Source organism: Streptomyces sp. NPDC020379 (assembly GCF_044387105.1).
Taxonomy (GTDB): Bacteria; Actinomycetota; Actinomycetes; order Streptomycetales; family Streptomycetaceae; genus Streptomyces.
In genome coordinates, this window is sequence record NZ_JBIRVR010000014.1 from 61,287 (window position 1) to 81,997 (window position 20,711).

Consider the following 20,711-nt stretch of genomic DNA (forward strand, 5'->3'; position numbering starts at 1 on the left):
GCGGAGGGTCAGTCCGCGGCCGGCCGGAGCGCCTCAGCGAGGACCGCGCCGATCCCGGCGAGCGGTTCCGGCTCGGTCATCTCGTAGTGGCCGCACGGCACGGGGTGGTCCTCGACGGTGCCGTCGACGTACGCCCGCCACTCCTCGACCTTGGCCATGGCGTCCGACGACCCGGCCGGGGCCGCCGGGTCGCCCGCGGCGCTGAAGAACAGCACGTCGCCGGTGAACACCTCCGGCTCGAAGCCGGGCGCGATGCGCAGGTTGTTCCGCATGACCCGGGCGAGCGCCGTCGCCTCCTCCAGCGAGACGGCGGCCGTCCCGGCGTCACCGAGCAGCCCGAGCGCCCGGGAGACGTCCAGGGCCCCGTTCTCCGGCAGCTCCAGACCGGCGACCCGGAGCAGCAGGGACGCCACCTGGAGCTCCGTCTCCTCCTCGGTGAGCGGCCGGCCGTGGGTCAGCGGGGCGTCCATCATGGCCAGCAGCTCGACCTGTTCGCCCGCGCGCTGCAGCGCGGTGGCCATCACATGTGCCACGGTGCCGCCGTAGGACCAGCCCAGCAGCCGGTAGGGACCCTCGGGCTGCACCTCGCGCAGATGCCCCAGATAGGACTCGACCATCTCCTTCGCGTCGGCCGCGGGGGCGCTGACGCCGTCCAGGCCGTGCGCCTGGATGCCGTACACCGGCTGCCGCCCGCCGAGGTGCGTCAGCAGGCCCGAGTAGCGCCAGCCGATCCCGCCGCCGGGGTGCACGCAGAACAGCGGGCGCTGGTCGCCGTCGGCCCGCAGCGGCAGCACCGGCGCGAACGCGTCGTTGCCGGCCCCTGTGCGGCCCATCCCGTCGAGGACCCCGGCGATCGTGGGGGACGACAGCAGGGCGGCGGCGGGGATGTCGAGCTGCGAGGCGGTGCGCATACGGCCGGCCAGCATGACGGCCCGCATGGAATCGCCGCCCAGGTCGAAGAAGTTGTCGTGGACCCCGATGCCCTCGATGCCCAGCGCCTCCTCCCAGTGCCCGGCCACGACCCGCTCCACCGGGGTGCGGGGTGCGACGTACTCGGTCGCCAGGTGCGGCGGCCGCGGAGAGCGCCCGGAGACCCGCTCCGGGGCCGCCGCCGTGTCGTCGTCCGTGCCCGTGCGGGGCCGGGCGGCGGGCGCGTCGATCCAGTGGCGCCGCCGGTCGAAGGCGTAGCCCGGCAGCGGCACCCGCCGCGGCTCCGCCGTGTCGCCCGGCGCGCCCAGGCCGACCTCGGCACCGGCCGCCCACAGCCGGCCGATCGCCTCGGCCAGCACCTGCCCGTCCGGGCGCTCCGCCTTGGCGTGCCGCATCGTCGCCACGGTCACCAGCGGCTCGTCAACGAGCCGGGCCGTGGCCAGCTTGGCCAGCACGTCGCCCGGGCCGATCTCCACGAGCAGCGGGTTGCCGCGCTCCCAGACGGAGGCGATGCCGTCGGCGAACCGCACGGTCCGCCGGGTGTGGTCGATCCAGTGCTTGCGGCTGGTCGCCTGCTCGTCGGTGATCCACGTGCCCGTCACATTGGTGACGAACGGGATCCGCGGCGGCCGCAGCGTGACCGTGCCCAGCGCGTCCTCGAACGCGCCCAGCACGGGGTCGAGCACATGCGAGTGCGCGGCGGCCGGCATCCGCAGCCGGCGGAACGTCACCTCGTCGGCCAGCAGCCGCCGTTCGAGCGCGTCCACCGCCTCCTCCCGCCCGGCGACCGTGCACGCCGCCGGGCCGTTCACGGCGGCCAGCGACAGGTCGTCGGTGAGATAGGGCCGCAGCTCCTCCTCGCCCAGCGCCACCCCGACGGTGGCACCGCCCGCGGAGGCGATCAGCCGGATCCGCTCGGCGACCAGCGGCAGCATCTCCTCCAGGGTCATCACCCCGGCCAGAGCCGCCGCCGTGTACTCGCCCAGCGAGTGCCCGATCAGCGCGTCCGGGCGCACCCCCTGGTCCATGAGCGTCACGGCCAGGGCGTATTCGGTGACGACCAGCGCCAGGAACGCGTCCACACTGCCGGGGTCGGCGTGCTCGAAGAGGGCCGTCCGCAGATCGCGGCCCAGGACGGGCCGGAGGATCGCGGCGCAGCGGTCGACCGTGTCCCGGTAGACCGGGTGGTCGCGGTAGAGCTCGGCGCCCATCCCGACGTACTGCGTGCCGCCGCCGGGCAGCAGGAACGCGACCGCCGGCGCGCTGCCGTCCCGCACCTCCGGGTACGCGGGCAGCGGGTGCCCCAGGGCCCGTACCGCCTCCCGCGTGGTCCGCGCGACGACCGCGGCCCGGTGGGGCATGGCGGGCCGGAACGTGGCCAGCGAGTGGGCGACGTCGGCGAGATCCAGGTCCGGGCGGTCCGCCAGATGCCGCCCGAGGCTGTCGGCCTGACCGCGCAGGGCGCCCGGCGTACGGGCCGACAACGGCAGCACGCGCCACCGCGGTTCCGTCTCCTCGCGGGGGGCCTCCCGGGCGGCCGGCGGGGCCTCCTCCAGGATGACGTGGGCGTTGGTGCCGCCCACGCCGAAGGCGCTGACGGCGGCCCGGCGCGGCTCGGCGCCCGACTCCCACTCCTCCAGGGCCGTGGGCACCCGGAAGGGGCCCGCCGCGAAGTCGATCAGCGGGTTCGGCGCGTCGAAGTGCAGACTCGGCGGGATCTGCCGGTGCTCCAGGGCCAGTACGGACTTGATGAACCCGGCGATCCCGGCGGCCGCGCCGAGGTGGCCGATGTTCGTCTTCACCGACCCCAGGGCACAGAACTGCCGCTCGTCGGTGCTCTCCCGGAACGCCTGGGTCAGGGCGGTCACCTCGATCGGGTCACCGATCCTGGTGGCCGTGCCGTGCGCCTCCACGAAGCCGATCGTGCCGGCGCCGACCCCGGCGGCCGCCTGTGCGGCGAGGATCGCCTCGGCCTGGCCCTCCGGGCTCGGCGCGGTGAAACCCACCTTGCGGCGGCCGTCGTTGTTGATCGCCGAGCCCTTGATGACGGCCCGGATCCGGTCGCCGTCGGCCAGCGCGTCCTCCAGCCGCTTGAGCACCACCGCGCCCACGCCGTCACCCGACGACGTGCCCGCGGCGTCCGCCGCGAAGGCCCGGCAGCGCCCGTCCGGCGAGAACGGCCCGTCCGGCACGTGCCGGTAGCCGAGCATCGCCGACGGATTGAGCGACACGGCCCCCGCGAGCGCCACATCGCACTTGTAGTCGATGAGGTCCTGGCAGGCCGTGTGGATGGCCACCAGGGCCGTGGAACAGGCCGTCTGCAGGGACAGGCTCGGTCCCGTCAGCCCCAGCTCGTAGGAGATCCGGGTGGCGAGCGCGCCCAGCGAGTTGCTCGTCGCCGCGTGCACCAGGGCCACCGAGGCGCTCTGCCCCGCGAACCGCGGATGGACGTTCGCCGGGTAGTACCGGCTGTCCCCGGCGCCCGCGTACACCCCGACCTGCTGCTCGCCGTGGCCGCGTCCGTAACCGGCGTCCTCCATCGCGTGGTAGGCGCTCTCCAGCAGCAGCCGCTGCTGCGGGTCGACGAGTTCGGCCTCGGCGGGGCTGTAGCCGAAGAACGCCGAGTCGAAGCGGTCGATGCCCTCGATCACGGACGCCATCCGCACCAGGTCCGGGTCGTCCAGGTGCGCCGGGTCGCCGCCCGCCGCCAGGAACTCCTCGTCGCTGATGGGACGGATCGACTCCCGCCCGGCGGCCAGGTTCTCCCAGAACTCCTCGACCGTGTCGGCGCCGGGGAAGCGCCCCGCCATGCCGATGACCGCGATGGCCGGATCGGCCTCGTACCCGGTCTCTGCTGTCTCATCCATCGTTGCGGGGCCCCTTGTTCTTGGTGTTCTTGGTGGTACGGCGGGCCCGCGCGGCCCGCTGACGCTCCGCCTGCTGCCGGGCCCGGTCCAGACCGGACGCGGGCGCGGCACCGGCCGGAGCCGGAGCGGCGGCGGGTACGTCCGCGGCGCCGGCGCCCGTCCGGGCGAGGTGCTTCGCCAGCGCCCTGACGGTGGGGTGGCTGAAGAGGTCCACGACCGTCAGGTCACAGCCCAGTTCCTGGTTGACCGTCGTCTGGGCGCGCACCAGCAGCAGCGAATGGCCGCCGAGGTCGAAGAAGTTCTCCTCCACCCCCACGTGGTCGCGGCCCAGGACCCGGCACCAGATCGCCGTCAGCGACTCCTCCAGGCGGCGCGCGGCGTCCAGGCCGCCGTCCGCCGGGCCCCCGGCGGAGTCCGCCGAAGCGCCGGCCGCCCGCAGCACCCAGGCGCCGTCCGCACCGCAGGCACGGGCGGCGGCCCCGGCCGCCTCGTACAGGGCACCGAGATCGGCACCGTCCTCCAGGGCCACCCGGCCCGCCAGCCGGTGCACCGGCCGCGCCGTGGCCCGCACATGGGAGCGCACCCACGGCGCGCTCCGGTCGGCGCCGATCAGCACGTGCGGCTCGTCGAGCCTGCGCGCCAGGTCGAAGGAGCGCAGCCCCGCGGCCGGTTCCAGCACGCGGTAACCACGCGCCTCCGTCAGGGCCTTGAGGCCGTAGCCCTCGCTCATGCCGAGCTCGTCCCACATGCTCCAGGCCAGGCTGTGCGCGTCCAGCCCGGCACCCCGCTGGTGGACGGCCAGGGCGTCCAGGAAGGCGTTCGCCGCGGAGTAGGCACCGCTCATGGACCCGCCGAAGAACCCGTTGACCGAGGAGAACGACGTGAACGACGCCGCCCCCAGCTCCAGCGCGAGCCGGTGCAGGACCCAGCCGCCGGTGACCTTCGCGGCCAGCGCGGCACGCCACTGCCCGGTGCCGTAGTCGGTCACGGCCCGCTGGTCGAAGTCGCCCGCGAGGTGCAGCACCCCGGCCAGCGGCGCCGACCACTCACCGGCCGCCTTGTCGACCGCCGCGCGCACCTGGCCCGGATCGGTGATGTCGGCCGCCTCGTACCGCACGGCACCCAGCTCCCGCAGGCTCCGGAACGCCGCGACACGGCGGCCGAGAGCGCCGCCCTCGGCGACGTGCGCGTCCCAGGTGTGCTCGTCGGGCAGCTCGGTGCGCCCGACGAGCAGCAGCCGGGTGCCCGGCGTCCGCAGCAGGTGCTCCGCGAGGCGCACCGCCACTCCACCGAGGCCACCGCTGATCAGCTGGAAGCCCTCGGCGGCGGCCGGCGTGGCGCGCGGCAGCGGAGTGGGCAGCGGAGCCAGGCGGCGCACCCAGCGGCCGCCGTCGCGGTAGGCCACCTCGGCGTCGGCCGACGGCACCGCGATCTCGTCGAGCAGCAGCCCGGCCGTCTCCCGCGCGTCGCCGGCGGGCAGGTCCAGGTGGGCCGTCCGCAGCCAGGGCAGCTCCTCCCGCAGGCTCTTGAGCAGACCACCGGCCGCGGCGTGCGCGTACGAGGCGCGCTCGCCCTCCACGACCGCCTGGCCGCCCGTACCGACGAGGTACAGCGCGACCTGCCGGTCGGCGGTGTGCCGGGCCGTCAGCGCCTGCGCCAGGCACAGCAGGCTGTCGGCGCTGTCCCGCTGCGCGTCCAGGAGCTCCTCGACGCTGCCGGGCTCGCCCTCGAAGGCGGCGAAGGCGCCCAGGTGCACGACCGTGTCCACCGGCCGCCCGTCGGCCGCCAGGGCGTCGAGCAGCAGCCCGTGGTCCTCGACGGCGTCGATCCGGACCCGGTACCGCGCGGCGTCCACCCGGGCGAACTCCTCGCCCGCGGTGACGACCGTGCACAGGGAGCCCGCCGCGCGCAGCCGCCCGGCCACCGCCTCCGCGACCTCCGCGGCCGCCGAGTGCTGCCCGGCGAGCACCAGCGCGTGACCCGGCGCACCGGACGGCCGGTGCTGATGCGCGGCCCGCTGCCACACCGGGCGCAGGAACCAGTCCGGCACGGTCGCGGAGGTGGCCAGCAGGATCTCCGACGCCTGCACCGGCTCGTCGAACTCGCCCGCCTCGAAACGCTTCCGCAGCTGCGTCCGCTGGATCTTGCCGATCTCCGTCTTGGGGATCGTCGCGGCCTCCACCGGCACCAGATACGCCGGGCTGACCCCGATCTCGCGGGTCACCTTGCCGCGGATCGCCCGCAGCGCCCGCGCCACGTCCTGCCCCGGCTCCAGATGGAAGAACAGCGCGAGCTCGTCCGTGCTCGCCGACGCGTCACCGCGCACCGCCACGGCGGCGGTGAAACTGCGCACGACGAAGGGCAGTTCCTCGACGCAGGTCTCTATCTCGTGGCTGTAGTGGTTGACGCCGTTGACGATGATGACGTCCTTGGCGCGGCCGGTGATGTACATCTCCCCGGCGCGCAGGAACGCCAGGTCCCCGGTCTCGAACCAGCCCTCCGGTGTGAAGGACTCCGCGTTCGCCTTGTCGTTGTCGTGGTAGCCGCCGGTCACCGTCGTGCCGCGCACCTGGAGCCGGCCCACGGTGCCCTCCGCCACGACCTGGTCCTGGTCGTCGACGATCCGCATCGCGAAGCCCGGGTAGGGCAGGCCGCAGCTGACGAACAGCTCCTCCCCGTCCGGCGCCTCCGCGGGCAGCACGGTGTCCGTCACCACCGACGAGGTCTCCGACATGCCCCAGCAGGGGTGCATCACGTCCTGCGGCATCCCGAACGGCTCGAGGGTCTTCAGGAAACCCCGCGCCGTCGCCGCGACGACCACCTCGCCCGCGTTCATCACCAGCCGCACCGGCGACAGGTCCCACCGGCGGTCGCCCATCCGGTGCGCCTGCTCCGTCACGAGGCCGAACGCGAAGTTGGGCGCCCAGATGATGCTGGCACGGTGCCGGTCGGCGACGTCCATCCAGCGCAGCGGGTCCTCCAGGATCCAGGAGGTGAGCGCGTGGACCTGACGGCACCCGAGATAGACGTCCCGCAGGTGGAACATCACCACACCGGTGACGTGGTCCAGCGGGATCCAGTTGAAGGAGACGTCGTGCTCCGACAGCGAGTTCATCGCGGCCGTGGCCGCCGCCCGCGTCAGCACGTTGCGGTGCGTGAGCCGCACCGCCTTCGGCAGACCCGTGCTGCCGGACGTCAGCAGCATGAGGATCACGTCCTCCGGGCGGGCCGGATGCCAGTCGGTGTCCGAGGGGCCCTCGCGCAGCGCGTCCACCGTCGTCAGCCGCAGCCCCGGCCAGTCCCGCCGCTCCGCCAGATCGCGCAGCCCCGCCTCGCCGGAGGAGGTCGTGACGATCCACGGGCGGTGCAGCATCTGCCACACGCCCTCCAGCTTCGCCAGCGGCGCGGACTCCGCCGCGTACGACGACGGCACGGTCAGCGGGACCGTCACGAAACCGCCGAGGATGCAGCCCCACAGGGCGGCCAGGAAGTCCTCGGTGTCCTCGCACTGGAGGATCACCTGGTCGCCCGGGCGCAGCCCCAGCGCACGCAGGCCACCGAGTACCCGGGACGCCTCCTCGATCAGCGAGGCGTAACTGCGCCGCGTCTCACTGCCGTCGGCGCGCACATGGACGACCTCCGCGTGCTCCCCGCCCCCGGCGGCCCGCCGCAGCGCCTCCGCCCAGGTGTGCGCGGTCAGCTCCGGCAGCGGCGGACCCTCGCTGAGCGCGGGCACGGCACCCACGGCCGCGCCCGCGGCCGGGGCACCCGACGCGGCGGCCTGCCGCGCGGAACCCGTACCGACGTACAGCCGGCCGGTCTCCTCCGGAACGTCCTCCAGCCCGGCCGACGCCGAACGGACACCGGGCAGCGCGGCCAGAGCGCTCTCCCAGACACCGGCCGCCTCCGCGTCGATCACCGGCAGCCCGCCCAGAGCGGCGGCGTCCAGCGTGCCGTCCGCGTTCCTCGGCAGATCCGACACGGCGGCCACCCGCGGCGCCCGCGCCGGGTCACCGGCCGTACGCAGCAGTTCCTTCGCCGCCTGCTCGACCGCACCGGCCCGGGACGGCACGGCCAGGACCACCGGACGGCCACCCTCCGACGGCAGCGTCACCGCGTCCCGGATCCCGCCGCCCGTCAGCAGCGACGCCGCGTCGAACGGCTCCTCCGCCACCACCGCGCCGAGCGCGCCCCGCGCCTCGACGGACGGCAGCGCGCCGATCCGCAGCCCCGGGTCCGCGGCCACGGCCGCCAGCAGCGCGCGCAGCGCACCGCCCAGCCGCTCCGCCGTCTCCCGGTCGAACAGGTCCTCGCTGTACTCGACATGGCACGCCAGACCCTCCGGCGCGCCGTCGGCCCCACGCCGCTCCAGCACGTCGACGAACAGGTCGAACTTGGCCGTCCCCGTCGAACGCGGCTCCAGCGGCGCCCGGTTGCCACCCAGCGTCAGCACGGCCTCGGTGTTGTTCTGCAGCGCCAGCATCACCTGGAACAGCGGGTGCCGGGCCGGCGTACGGGCCGGGTTCAGCTCGTCGACCAGCCGGTCGAACGGCAGGTCCTGATGGTCGTACGCGGCCAGGTCGAACTCCCGCACCCGGGCGAGCAGCTCACGGAACTCCGGGTCACCGGAGGTGTCCGCGCGCAGCACCAGCGTGTTGGCGAGCAGCCCCACCACATCGTTGAGAGCCTCGTCCACGCGCCCGGCCACCGGCGTGCCGACGGGAATGTCCGTACCGGCGCCGCAGCCCGTCAGAAGCGCCGCCAGGGCGCTCTGGAGCACCATGAACAGGCTCGCGCCGCTCTCGTCGGCGAGCCGCAGCAGATCCCGGTGCACACCGGCGTCCACCTCGACGGCCAGACCGCCACCACGCCGGCTGGGCACCTGCGGCCGCTTCCGGTCGGCCGGCAGCGCCAGCTCCTCCGGCAGACCCGCGAGGGCCTCCTTCCAGAACGCCGCCTGGCGCCCCAGCACACTCGCCGGATCCGTCGCCGCCGCGAGCAGATCCCGCTGCCACAGCGCGTAGTCCACGTACTGGACCGGCAACGCCTCCCACCGCGGCGCCGCGCCCTGGGCACGGGCCGCGTACGCGGCCGACAGATCCTCCGCCAGCGGCCGCAGCGACCAGCCGTCCGCCGCACTGTGATGCAGCACGAGCACCAGCGTCCGGGACACACCCGTGCCGTACAGGCCCGCCCACAGCGGCGTGTCCGTCGTCAGGTCGAACGCATGCCGCAGCGCACCCGCCACATGGGCCTCGACCTCCTCAGCGGGGCAGTCGACGACCTGGAGCACCGGACGCACACTGCCGGGCGGGCATACCTCCTGCCGCGGCGCGCCGTCGGTCTGCGGCAGCAGCGTGCGCAGGCTCTCGTGCCGGTCGGTGACGTCCGCCAGGGCCGCCCGCAGCGCCTCCGGGTCGACCTCCTGCTCCAGCCGTACGACCAGCGGGATGTTGTACGTCGCCGCGGAGGTGTCCAGCTGGTTGAGGAACCACATGCTCTGCTGCGCCGAGGACAGCGGAATCACCGCGGGCCGCTCGGCGGGCACCAGGCCCGGCCGGGCCGGCGCCGCCGCCGCGCCCTCGGGAAGGTGCGCGGCGATGCCCGCCGGGGTGGGCGTGGTGAACACCGCGGCCATCGGCACCTCGGCACCCGTCGCGGCGCGCAGCCGCGTCAGCAGCCGGGTCGCCAGCAGCGACTGGCCGCCCAGGTCGAAGAAGTTGTCGTCCGCGCCGACGGTGCCTTCCGGCAGGCGCAGCAGCTCCTCGTACAGCCGGCACACCAGCGCCTGCGCCGCGCTCGCCGGGGCACGGCCGCTGGCCGCCGCCGCGAAGTCCGGCGCGGGCAGCGCCTTGGCGTCCAGCTTGCCGTTGGCGGTCAGCGGCAGCTCGGCCAGGACGACGCACGCGCTGGGCACCATGTGCTCGGGCAGCAGCTCCGCCAGGTGGGCGCGCAGCTGCGCCGGGTCAGGGGTGTGTCCGGGCGCGGGAACGGCGTAGCCGACGAGCATCCGGTCGGCGGCCCCGTCCGTCTGCCGGGCGACGACCGCGGCCAGCGCGACCGAGGGGTGCGCCGCGAGCGCCGCCTCGATCTCGCCGGGCTCGATGCGGAAACCGCGGATCTTCACCTGCTGGTCGGAGCGCCCGGCGTACTCCAGGGTGCCGTCCGCCGCCCGGCGGGCCAGGTCGCCGGTGCGGTACATCCGCTCGCCCGGCCGCCCGAAGGGATCGGCGACGAACCGCTCCGCGGTCAGCGCCGGGCGGCCGAGGTAGCCGTGCGCCAGACCCGGGCCGGCGACGTACATCTCGCCCACCCAGCCCGGCGGCACCGGCTGCAGGCAGTGGTCCAGGACGTACACCCGCAGGTCCGGCAGCGCGGTGCCGATGACGCTCCGCGCCCGGCCGTCCTCGATGATCCCGCGCGTGATCCGCTGGTACGTCACGTGCACGGTCGTCTCGGTGATGCCGTACATGTTGACCAGCTCGGGCGCCTCGTCGCCGTGCCGCTCCAGCCACGGGCGCAGGTGCGCGGGCTCCAGGGCCTCGCCGCCGAAGACCACGTAGCGCAGCGCGAGCGGACCGCGGCCGGCACCGGCCGCCCGGTCCGCCTGGATCAGCTGCTGGAACGCGGACGGCGTCTGGTTGAGGACGGTGACGCCCTCGCGGCGCAGCAGTCCGAGGAACTCCCCGGGCGCACGGGTCGTCGTGTGCGGCACGACGACGAGCCGGCCGCCGTGCAGCAGCGGACCCCAGATCTCCCAGACGGAGAAGTCGAAGGCGTAGGAGTGGAACAGCGTCCACACGTCGTCCGGGCCGAAGGCGAAGTGCGCGGCGGACGTCTCGAACAGCCGGATGACGTTGGAGTGCGGGATCACCACGCCCTTGGGGCGGCCGGTGGAACCGGAGGTGTGGATGATGTACGCGGTGTCCGCCGGGGTGAGCGGGGCGGACCGGTCGGCGTCCGTGAGATCCGTGGACGCGAGCGCGGCCAGCTCACGGTCGGTGGCCTCGTCACCGAGGACCACGGCGGTGGCACCGGTCTCCGGCAGCCCGGCCGCCACCTGGGCGTCCGTCACCAGCAGCGCGGGGGAGGCGTCCTCGGCCACGGAACGGATGCGCTCGGCGGGATAGCCGGGGTCCAGCGGCAGATAGGCGGCACCGGACTTCAGCACGGCGAGCAGACCGACCGTCAGCTCCAGGGAACGGGGCAGCGCCAGGGCCACGATCCGGCCGGGACCGGCACCCCGCCCGACGAGGAAGCGGGCCAGCCGGTTGGCCCGCGCGTTCAGCTCGGCGTAGCTCAGCGCGGCGCCCTCGTACGTGACGGCCGTCGCGTCGGGCGTACGGGCCGCCTGGGCCTCGAACCGCGCCGGGAGGGTCGCGTCGGCGGGGGCCCGCGTGTCACCGGCCGAGACGTACGCCGGGTGCTCGCCGTCGCGCAGCAGTGTCGTGCGCGCGAGCGGCAGGTCGGCGTCCGCGTCGGCGAGCCGGTCCAGCAGCAGCAGGAACCGCTCCTGGTGGTCGGCCAGTTCGGCCTCGGTGTAGAGCGCCGGGTTGGCGTCGAAGGAGAGCCACAGACCGGTGTCGTCGGCACCCGGCCGCACATTGATCTGGAGGTCCTCGACGGGACCGCCCGTCAGGTGGTGCGAGGTCGTCGGGTGACCGGCGAACGTCAGCTCGTTGGTGAACGGGATGAGGTTGACGACCGGCCCGTACAGCCGGCGCCCGCCGCCCAGCAGCTTCAGGTCGCGGCGCAGGTCCTCGCCGCGGTACTGCTGGTGCTTGCGGACGGCGCGCTGCTCGTCGGCCACCGCGCGGACGAGCTCGGAGACGGTGGTGGTGGGCCGGACGTCCAGCCGCAGCGGCAGGATGTTGGAGACCGTGCCGGGCACCCGCATGGCGGTGGAGCCGAGCCGGCTCCAGGTGGTGAGCCCGAGGATCACGTCGCGGCTGCCGGTGACCCGGTGGAGGTAGGCCGCGGTGGCCGCGAGGAGCAGGTCACCGCGCGCGCCGCCGAGCCGCGCCGCGGCCCGGGAGAGCCGGTCGGCCTCGGCGGCGGAAAGGAGGGTGGTGCGTCGCAGGAAGGGCGCGGACGGCGCCGCGCTGCCCTCGGTGAGGCCGACGGCCACGGGGGAGTCGGCGAAGCGCCCGGTCCAGTGGGCACGGTCGCGCGCGAAGCGCTCCGAGGTGCGGTAGGCGACGTCGTCGTCCAGGAGCGCCTCGGCGGATGCGAAGGGGGTGCCGGCGGGCTCGTCACCGGCCACCAGCGCGGTGTACGTCTCGGCCAGCCGGCGGGCGACGAGCTTGAAGCCGTAGCCGTCCAGAAGGACGTGGTGCGCCCGCAGATACCAGAACCAGCGGTCGGGTGCCGCCTTGACGAGGGCCTGGGTGAACAGCGACCCCTCGGTGAGCTCGACGGCCGTCGCGAGGTCGGCGGCTATCCACGCCTCGGCCGCGGCGCGCGGGTCGGGCTCGGTGCTGACGTCCAGCAGGCGCAGAGGCCAGTCGGTGGTGGATGCCAGGGTGCCACGGGGACCGTCGGCGGACTCGGTGATCCGCAGCCCGAAGATGTCCGCCTCGGCGACCGTGCGGCGCAGCGCGGCCTCGAACAGCTCCGTGTCGACCGGGCCGTGGATCTCCACGTACTCACCGGTGTTGTAGGCCGCGTTCGCGGGGTCGAGTCGCTGGGCGAACCAGATGCCCTCTTGGGCGCCCGACAGCGGGCGACCGGCGTCCTCGTGAACAGACATGGCACCAACCCTCAGTAGGTGTATGGAATTTTCTGCCGGAGAAAAGCCCTGCGGGACTACCGCGCAGGGCGACGTTGGGCGGGCGCTTGCGATCGGCTCCACGACCGGGAAACGGTATGTGCGAGGACGCTCAAGGGATCGCAAAACACGGCAGGATGCGGCGCATTGGGTCGGCCTTGAGAGCGCCACGGCGAGGCGGCCCTTCCACCGGCATTAACCCTGCACGAGGGGAACTCGGGCAGTCAAGGCAAGATCGCTCCAAGTTCCGTTTGACTTTCCTGCGGGGAGCCGACTCGCTTTGATTTCATCTTGAACCAGGGGTTCCGGTCTGCTGTCCACGCATGCATAAAGAGCGAACTCCGGGTGTTCGGAACGCATACGGAAGGCGTCAAGGAACTGTTTCGAGGTGATGTCCGTTCCGCTTCCGCAAGTGGTCCGGACCATCGGAAAGATGCCCAGGGCAACCCCTAGTACCGCGCCCGCGCGCAAACGGCGGACGGGCCTGACATCACGTCAGACCGATGCCTCAACCTAGCGCTTCCGTAAGGAAAAGAATAGCGACACCCTGCCGGACCGCCGTGAGAGGTAAGCCACGCCCGGGTCCCGTACGACGCCTCTTGAAAGACGACGAAAATCCCGCTTCACTGAAACCGCGATTCCGCTTCGGCGGGCGAGGCGACCCGAGGGCAAGCCCCACCGCGCACCATCGATTTTCGGCCAGCGCCTGGCCGAACCCCCCTCGCCGGACCGGCGATTTCCGCCCCGCTGAAGTCTGAAACATGAAAGGCAAGTGGTATGCACCGCAAGTTGTGCCCGGCGGAGACGCTCTACGTCGCCCAGCGGAGCCGCGCCGTGCTCTCCTGCACCGTCCACGGCGCCCTCGACGAGAAACTCCTCGCCGCCGCCTTCGACGCCAAGGTCGCCGAACACCCCTCCCTGCGCTCCCGCATCGGCCAGGAAGGCGACACCTACGCCCTTCGGCCACTGGACGACGCCGACCTCCCCCGCCTCATCGTCCGCCCCGGCGGCCCCACCGCCCTCATGGACGAGCACAACACCCCCCTGCCGGACGGCGGTCCCCTCGTACGGGCCGTCCTGCTCCGCGGCGAGAGGGACCACACCGTCGTGCTGAGCGTCGACCACACCATCACCGACGGCCACAGCGCCATAGCCCTCTACGACGCGATGTGGCGCACCTACGCGGCGCTGGCCGACGGCGCCACCACCGCCCCGCAGGCCACGGCCTACGACTGGCCCGCGCCCGCGACCGATCTGCTGCCCCCCAGCGCACCCGAGGAGACCGACCGGTACCTCGCCCGCCGCGTCGAGCGCACCCAGCGCTTCCCCGTCACCGCCCTGCCCTACGAGGCCGCCGGCACCCCGCGCCCCGCGGAGGAGCACAAGGTCGCCGTCCAGCGCGTGCTTCTCCGGCCCGAGGAGACCATCGCCCTCCTGCGCCACTCGAAGGCCACCGGCGTCTCCGTCCACGGACTGGTCAGCGCCGCTCTGCTCAAGGCCGTCCGCGCACGGCTCGACGGCGACGGTGCCACGGCACTGGGCTGCATGTCACCCGTCGACCTCCGCTCCCGTGTCACCCCGCCCCTGCACCGCGAGGTCATGGTGCCCGCCGTCACCTCCTGCCTGGACGTCGTGGACGTCGCCCCCGGCACCGACCCGCTGGAACTCGGCCGCCGGATCACCGACAACCTGCACGCGGCCATCGAACGCCGCGAGTTCATCCACGAGACCCGCATCCTCGCGCAGGTCGTCCGCAACCCCGCCCTGCTGGCCACCAGCGTCATCGTCACCAACATGGGCCGCGTCCCCGCCCCGCCCGCACCCCCCGGCCTGGAGCTCACCGACGTACGCCTCGTCCCCGTCCGTGACAACTACTACCCCCAGGCCGGCCGGGGCCCCGTCATGGGATGCGTCGTCTCCTTCGACGGCCGCCTCGCCATCGAACTGCCCTACAGCACCGAATGCTTCGCCCACGAGCAGATCCGCGGGATCCGCGACAGCGTGCACACGGCCCTGCTCGAATTCGCCGCACACGGCGAAAGCGCCGCCGCGAGCTGACGGCGCACCGGCCGCACGCACAGCATCCCCGTCATCAGGCTGAGTCAGGAGCGCGCCTGAAGTGAGAACACTGAACGACCCGTGTGCCTTTACCGTCACGCCCCTGCTGCGCCGCGCGCAGGCGGGCGACCGGCAGGCCATGAACGACCTCCTCCTGCACATAGCCCCCTACGTGGGACGGCTCTGCCTGCCGATCGCCCACGGGCACAGCTCCGACGCCGCGCAGGAGGCGATGCTCGCGATCTACCGCGGCATCCGCGGCCTGCGCGAGCCGGCGGCCTTCTACGGCTGGGTCCGGGCCGTGACGGTGCGGGAGGCGATCCGCACCTCCAAGCGGCTCAGCCAGGGCTCGGCCGACGGTCTGCCCGACCTCGCCCAGGACGCGAACCCGCTGGACACCGTCCACATCTCCGACGTCATGGACCGGCTGCCCGATCAGCACCGCCAGATCCTCACGCTCCGCGCCGTCTACGGCATGAACGAACAGGAGATGGCGGCGACCCTCTCCCTGCCGGTCGGCACCGTGCGCTCACGGCTGCACCGCGCCCGGCGGAACTTCCAGGACGCCTGGCACCAGCGCGCCGCCTGACGGACCGCCGGGCCTCCCGGGCCGTTTGGCGGCTGTGCCGGTTGTCCCGATCCACCGTCACCGTATCTGACCTGCTGGTATTCTGAAGGGATGTACATCCGACCCCTTCGCGGCCCGCTCGGCCACGCACCGTGCGTACGCGCGGCGACCCACGGGCCCGTGCCGGCATGACCGAGGCCCCCACGCGTGTCATTCGGAGTAACGCCGCCTCCCAGTCCCTAGGATTGCGGGATGTACATAGCCAGCACGTTCCCCGGAGGGGTGATCCGGTGAACAGGTCCGAGGCCACCGATGAGCAATGGGAGGGCCTTGCGGAGGTCGTCCCCTTGCGCGGACACCATTCATGGCCGTCCTGGCCCAACCACCGGGCGCTGCCCGAGGAGGAGCCGGAGCCGAACCGCCGTCAGCTCGTCGTCCTGCGCGTCCAGATCTTCGCCGACGCCCGCGAGGTCGCCGAGCACCTGATGGCCCGCATCCCGGTGCTGCTGGACCTCACCAGCGCCGACACCGACGTCGCGAAGCGGATCCTCGACTTCTCCAGCGGCGTCGTCTTCGGCCTGGGCAGCGGCATGCACCGGGTCGACACCAACGTCTTCCTCCTCGCACCCGAGGGCACCGAGGTGGCCTCCGGGTACCCCGATCGTAGGAAGAGTGATCAGCTGAAACGGTTTGGCTGAGCGGCCGCCCCATACGGTCCGGGCATGGACACTCACCGTGCCCGACCGGCCGCCGCCCCCCACTCCCAGCGCCCAGCGGTGACCGAACTCCGGCTCTCCGCCTTCAAGTCACACCGCAACGCCGTCTTCCCCCTCGGTCCGCTGACCCTCTTCCGGGGCGCGAGCGGCAGCGGCAAGTCCAGCGCCCTGCAGGCATACGAGGCGTTAGCCCGCCTCGCCGGCGGCGACAGTCTCGACGAGGCCCTCGCCCCCGTCGCGGGCGGTGCCCCCGCCTGCGTTCCCCACCAGGCGAGACCCGACGCCCAAGGGCGCCGCGGCTTCCGCATCGGCTGCACCGTCGACGGCCCCGCGGGCACGGTCCTGCTCGACGTCGCCGTGCAGGCGGAACCCGAACTCCGCGTCGTCGGCGAACGCCTGACCGGCTCCGGCCGCACCCTGCTGTCCACCGCCCTGCGCGACCCCGGGCTGCGTACGGTCGAGGCCGCCTGGCACACCGCGGGCAGTGTGCCCGTCACCCGGGCGCCCCTGCCCGACGACCGCCTGGGCACCTCCCTGCTGCCGCTCCGTGTCGCGGGCAAGACCGCGGGCCAGCGCCTGGTGCTCGACGCCGCCGAGCAGGTCGTGGTGGCCCTGCGCTCCGTCTTCGCCTGCGACCCCCGGCCCGAGTTGATGCGCACCCCGGTCGCCGCGCGCGACGGCCTGCTGCGGAGCGCCTGCGACAACCTGGCCGCGGTGCTGGGCCGCACCCGCCACGAATGCGCCACCCGCCACGCGGCCCTGGTCACCGCGGTGGGCGCGGGCTGCCGGGGCACGGTGGAGGGCCTGTCCGTGCAGGACCTGGACGGCGGATTCGTACGGGGCGTGCTGGGCCGGGACGCGGGCCCGGACACCCCGCTGGAACGGCTGGGCGACGGCGAACTGCGCTACCTCGCCCTGAGCCTGGTGCTGATGACCGGCCCCGGCGTGCTGGACATGGACCCGGTCGCCGAGGTGCTGCCCGCCCGGCAGGCCCTGACGGTGCTCGCCGACGGCTTCGACCGCTGCCTGGACCCCCGGCAGGCCCGCTCCCTGCTGGCCCTCGCGGCGCGGATGTGCGAGCGGGGACATGTGCGCCTGGTGGGAACCGTCAGGGGAGATGTGCCCCAGGAATCCCAGGGGGCGGGGGAGGGGGCTGGGGTGGCGTCGATGGTAGACCTGGGCGTGTGACCGGAGAACATCATCAGGAATCAGGGCGGACCGACGAGCCGTCGCGAGGCCAGGACGGCAGGTCTTCGCGGGCGGCGCGGCCGGACGGCGAGCTCGGCGCGCTCCAGCGCCGGCTCGCGGACTTCTCGGCGGCCCGCCGCTGGCAGCCCTTCCACACACCCAAGAACCTGGCCATGGCCCTGAGCGTCGAGACGTCCGAACTGGTCGAGATCTTCCAGTGGCTGACGCCGGAGGAATCGGCGCGGGTGATGGACAGCCCCGGCACGGCGGGGCGGGTGGAGGACGAGATCGCCGACGTCCTGGCCTATCTGCTCCAGTTCTGCCAGGTCCTGGGGATCGACCCCGCCGCGGCGCTCGCCGCGAAGATCGAGCGCAACGAGCACCGCTTCCCTGTACCGGAAGAATCCACTCCGGATTTGCCCGATCGTCACTCTCCGGAGTGATTGAGTTATCCACACCGCATCTGGTATCCACAGATTTCTGAATTCCCCTGGCTTTTCCGACGGTTACTCATCACTCTGGGTAGTGACGAAGTGACGGGCGCACAGCCGGGAAGCCGGCAGTCGGAATGTGGGGGACCAGACATGGAGGCAATGCGGCTCATCGGGGCCACACGAACGGCCCTGGCGCAGGCCAGGGCCGTCCAGGACATCGTCATCGAGGCATGGCAGACACAGGCCCTGGCCGGAGCGATCGGCAGTCACCTCGCCGTCCACGGGCCCTTCGAGGCCCGGGCCGCCGCGGGCGGCCTCAGCGAAGCGGGCACCCGCGCCTCCGGCGCGCTGCGCCAGACCCTGCGCACCGGCCCCATAAGGGCCGCCCAGCTCACCGAAGTGCGCGACCACTGGGGAGTGTTGACCGGGCTCTGCGCCCTCCTCGGAGAGGTCGGCATAGCCCTGGTCGGTGTCGCCTGCTCCACCGACGAGGACGCTCTCTACTGGCAGTGCATCGAAGCCATCGACGCCGCGGACGAGACGAGCGACCGCGTGCGCTGGTTACAGAGACGGCTCTCACTCCGCGAACGCGAAGGAGGCGCCGCGTGAAGCGCCGACGATCAGCCCGCACCACCTTCGCCGGACGAGTGCCCCTCGCCGGGCGACTGCGCGGGCGTCTGCAGATCGGCGTCGAGCTGCGACAGGTCGGCGTTCAACGCGGCCATCAGCTCCTCCATCTGCTGAAGCAGTCCCTTGGGCGCGCCCTGCTGCGGGGGAGCGGACTGTGCGGGCACCGATCCGTCGGGCACGGCTTCCTGGGTCATCGCGGCCTCCTCGGCCCTGGCCCTCCCGGTGCGGGCGGGCGGCGTTGCGGTCATCGCCTCCGGCAGCGGACACCGGTGCGCGGGCCGGGCGGTCCGGCTCCGCCCGAGCCAACGATCACCGGGCCCGGCGGACACTTCCCACCCGGCGCCGACGACCGAATTTCACCCGACCGGGGTGGGTGGGGCGAAGGAGGGTACGGACGGTTGACGCACGTGCGGCAGTGCAGGATGGAGGCATGGATCTGCGTATCTTCACCGAGCCCCAGCAAGGGGCGAGCTATGACACCTTGCTCACCGTCGCCAAGGCCACCGAGGCACTGGGCTTTGACGCCTTCTTCCGGTCCGACCACTATCTCGCCATGGGCTCCGCCGACGGGCTGCCGGGCCCCACCGACGCCTGGATCACGCTGGCCGGGCTCGCCCGGGAGACCCGCCGCATCCGTCTCGGCACCCTGATGACCGCCGGCACGTTCCGGCTGCCCGGCGTCCTCGCCATCCAGGTGGCGCAGGTCGACCAGATGTCGGGCGGACGGATCGAGCTGGGGCTGGGGGCGGGCTGGTTCGAGGAGGAGCACCGGGCCTACGGCATCCCCTTCCCCAAGGAGAAGTTCGGGCGCCTGGAGGAGCAGCTGGAGATCGTCACGGGACTGTGGGAGACGGAGGCCGGCAAGACGTTCACCTTCCATGGCACGCACTATCAGCTCATCGACTCCCCGGCACTGCCCAAGCCCGCGCAGGACAAGCTGCCGGTGCTCATCGGCGGGCACGGCGCCAAGCGGACCCCGAGGCTCGCCGCGAAGTTCGCGGACGAGTTCAATATCCCCTTCGCCTCCGTCGAGGACAGCGAGCGGCAGTTCGGCCGGGTCCGCGCGGCCGCCGAGGAGATCGGCCGCAAGGGCGGCGACCTGGTGTACTCCAACGCCCTGGTCGCCTGCGTGGGCAAGGACGACGCCGAGGTGGCGCGGAGGGCGGCGGTCATCGGCCGTGATGTGGCCGAGCTGAAGGCCAATGGTCTGGCGGGCTCGCCGGACGAGGTCGTCGACAAGATCGGGCGGTATGCGGAGATCGGCTCGTCCCGGATCTACCTCCAGATCCTGGACCTCGACGACCTCGACCACCTGGAACTGATCTCCTCGAAGGTCCAGTCCCAGCTGGCTTGACGCACCGACAGCCGCCGTGGTCCGAGGAGCACCCGTGACGCCTGCCCCCACTGTCCCCCTTGCCGACGCGCTCGCGAGCGGCCCGCTCGTCCTCGACGGCGGTCTGTCCAACCAACTGGCGGCGCAGGGCTGTGACCTGTCCGATGCCCTGTGGTCGGCCCGGCTGCTCGCCGACGGGCCGGAACAGATCGGGCGGGCGCACGCGGCCTATGTGCGGGCAGGCGCAAGGGTGCTCATCACGGCGAGCTACCAGGCCACGTTCGAGGGCTTCGCCGCCCGGGGCATCGGCCGAGGGAAGGCGGCGGAGCTGCTGCGCGGCAGCGTGGAGCTGGCGAGAGGGGCGGGGGAGGGAGGGGAGGGAGGGGAGGGAGGGGAGGGAGGGGAGGGGGGAGGCCCCCCACCCCCCTGGGTCGCCGCCTCCGTCGGCCCCTACGGCGCCATGCTCGCCGACGGCAGTGAGTACCGCGGCCGGTACGGCGTCAGCGTCGCGGAGTTGGAGCGTTTCCACCGGCCGCGGGTCGAGGCACTCGCGGAGGCCGCCCCCGATGTCCTCGCCCTGGAGACGGTGCCGGACGTGGACGAGGCCGAGGCGCTGTTGCGGGCTGTCGAGGGGTGCGGGGTGCCGGTGTGGCTGTCGTACAGCGTGGCCGGTGAGCGCACCCGTGCGGGGCAGCCCCTGCGTGAGGCGTTCGTGCTGGCGGCCGGCAACGACCAGGTCATCGCGGTCGGCGTCAACTGCTGTGATCCCGATGACGCCCACCGGGCGGTTCAGTTGGCGGCGGAGGCCACCGGAAAGCCTGTCGTGGTCTATCCCAACAGCGGTGAGCGGTGGGACGCACGCGAGCGGGCCTGGCGGGGCCGTCCCACCTTCGGTCCGGACCAGGTGGTGGCGTGGCGGGAGGCGGGGGCCCGTCTCATCGGCGGCTGCTGCCGCGTCGGCCCCGAGGACATCGCGAGGCTGGCCCGCGTCCTGGAGCCGTAGCCGAGCGGCCCCGGGTAAGGCTCCATGGGCCGGCGCGTTCGCCTCCGGCCGGTCCGTTCGCCTTAAGGCCGTCAACTCCCGTCACTCGCACCCACTTACGCCGAGGCGTCGCCCCGGGCCATGGGTTCACCGATAGCGTGGGAGGTGCCGGAAGCAGAGTGCGGAACGGGGAGCCTGGGGCCTCTTCGGCCCAGGAGTCCGGACGATCGGGTGGTGG

General features: G+C 73.3%; 11 protein-coding genes. 8 read left to right on the top strand and 3 right to left on the bottom strand.

Features of this window, described 5'->3' with window-relative positions; genetic code table 11:
- Positions 1-8: 8 nt before the first annotated feature.
- Positions 9-3,797 (bottom strand): type I polyketide synthase, encoded by a 3,789-nt coding sequence (locus tag ACH427_RS19545; protein WP_398870753.1) that lies wholly within the window; start codon positions 3,795-3,797, stop codon positions 9-11.
- Entirely contained in the window at positions 3,790-12,546 is an 8,757-nt protein-coding gene (locus ACH427_RS19550) for an amino acid adenylation domain-containing protein (RefSeq protein ID WP_398870754.1), read from the bottom strand. Before ACH427_RS19550 ends, ACH427_RS19545 begins: the two co-directional genes overlap by 8 nt.
- A gap of 795 nt (positions 12,547-13,341) precedes the next feature.
- Here ACH427_RS19550 and ACH427_RS19555 point away from each other — a divergent pair.
- From ACH427_RS19555 to ACH427_RS19580, 6 genes are all read left to right on the top strand, one after another.
- The gene (locus tag ACH427_RS19555) at positions 13,342-14,622 is read left to right on the top strand and encodes a condensation domain-containing protein (RefSeq protein WP_398870755.1); all 1,281 of its coding nucleotides are present in this window, start codon (positions 13,342-13,344) and stop codon (positions 14,620-14,622) included.
- 61 nt (positions 14,623-14,683) lie between these two features.
- On the top strand, positions 14,684-15,211 hold the full coding sequence (locus ACH427_RS19560; protein ID WP_366005295.1) for an RNA polymerase sigma factor: 528 nt from the start codon (positions 14,684-14,686) through the stop codon (positions 15,209-15,211).
- Between the two features lie 269 nt (positions 15,212-15,480).
- Positions 15,481-15,888 carry a cell division protein SepF gene (locus tag ACH427_RS19565; protein WP_116214386.1) on the top strand — a complete coding sequence of 136 codons (408 nt, stop codon included), beginning with the start codon at positions 15,481-15,483 and terminating at the stop codon, positions 15,886-15,888.
- A gap of 24 nt (positions 15,889-15,912) precedes the next feature.
- On the top strand, positions 15,913-17,094 hold the full coding sequence (locus ACH427_RS19570; protein ID WP_398870756.1) for an AAA family ATPase: 1,182 nt from the start codon (positions 15,913-15,915) through the stop codon (positions 17,092-17,094).
- The gene (locus tag ACH427_RS19575; RefSeq protein ID WP_398870757.1) at positions 17,091-17,537 is read left to right on the top strand and encodes a nucleotide pyrophosphohydrolase; all 447 of its coding nucleotides are present in this window, start codon (positions 17,091-17,093) and stop codon (positions 17,535-17,537) included. The genes ACH427_RS19570 and ACH427_RS19575 overlap by 4 nt, the downstream gene beginning before the upstream one ends.
- Positions 17,538-17,678: 141 nt before the next feature.
- Complete coding sequence (locus ACH427_RS19580; RefSeq protein WP_398870758.1) at positions 17,679-18,137, top strand: DUF6099 family protein; 459 nt, start codon at positions 17,679-17,681, stop codon at positions 18,135-18,137.
- Positions 18,138-18,148: 11 nt separating this feature from the next.
- On the opposite strand, the gene ACH427_RS19585 is transcribed toward ACH427_RS19580, so the two are convergent.
- Positions 18,149-18,352 (bottom strand): hypothetical protein, encoded by a 204-nt coding sequence (locus tag ACH427_RS19585; protein ID WP_398870760.1) that lies wholly within the window; start codon positions 18,350-18,352, stop codon positions 18,149-18,151.
- A 236-nt stretch (positions 18,353-18,588) separates the two neighbouring features.
- On the opposite strand from ACH427_RS19585, the gene ACH427_RS19590 reads away from it, so the two are divergent.
- The gene (locus tag ACH427_RS19590; protein ID WP_398870761.1) at positions 18,589-19,512 is read left to right on the top strand and encodes an LLM class F420-dependent oxidoreductase; all 924 of its coding nucleotides are present in this window, start codon (positions 18,589-18,591) and stop codon (positions 19,510-19,512) included.
- Positions 19,513-19,546: 34 nt separating this feature from the next.
- Positions 19,547-20,494 (top strand): homocysteine S-methyltransferase, encoded by a 948-nt coding sequence (mmuM, locus tag ACH427_RS19595; protein ID WP_398870762.1) that lies wholly within the window; start codon positions 19,547-19,549, stop codon positions 20,492-20,494.
- Positions 20,495-20,711: the final 217 nt, after the last annotated feature.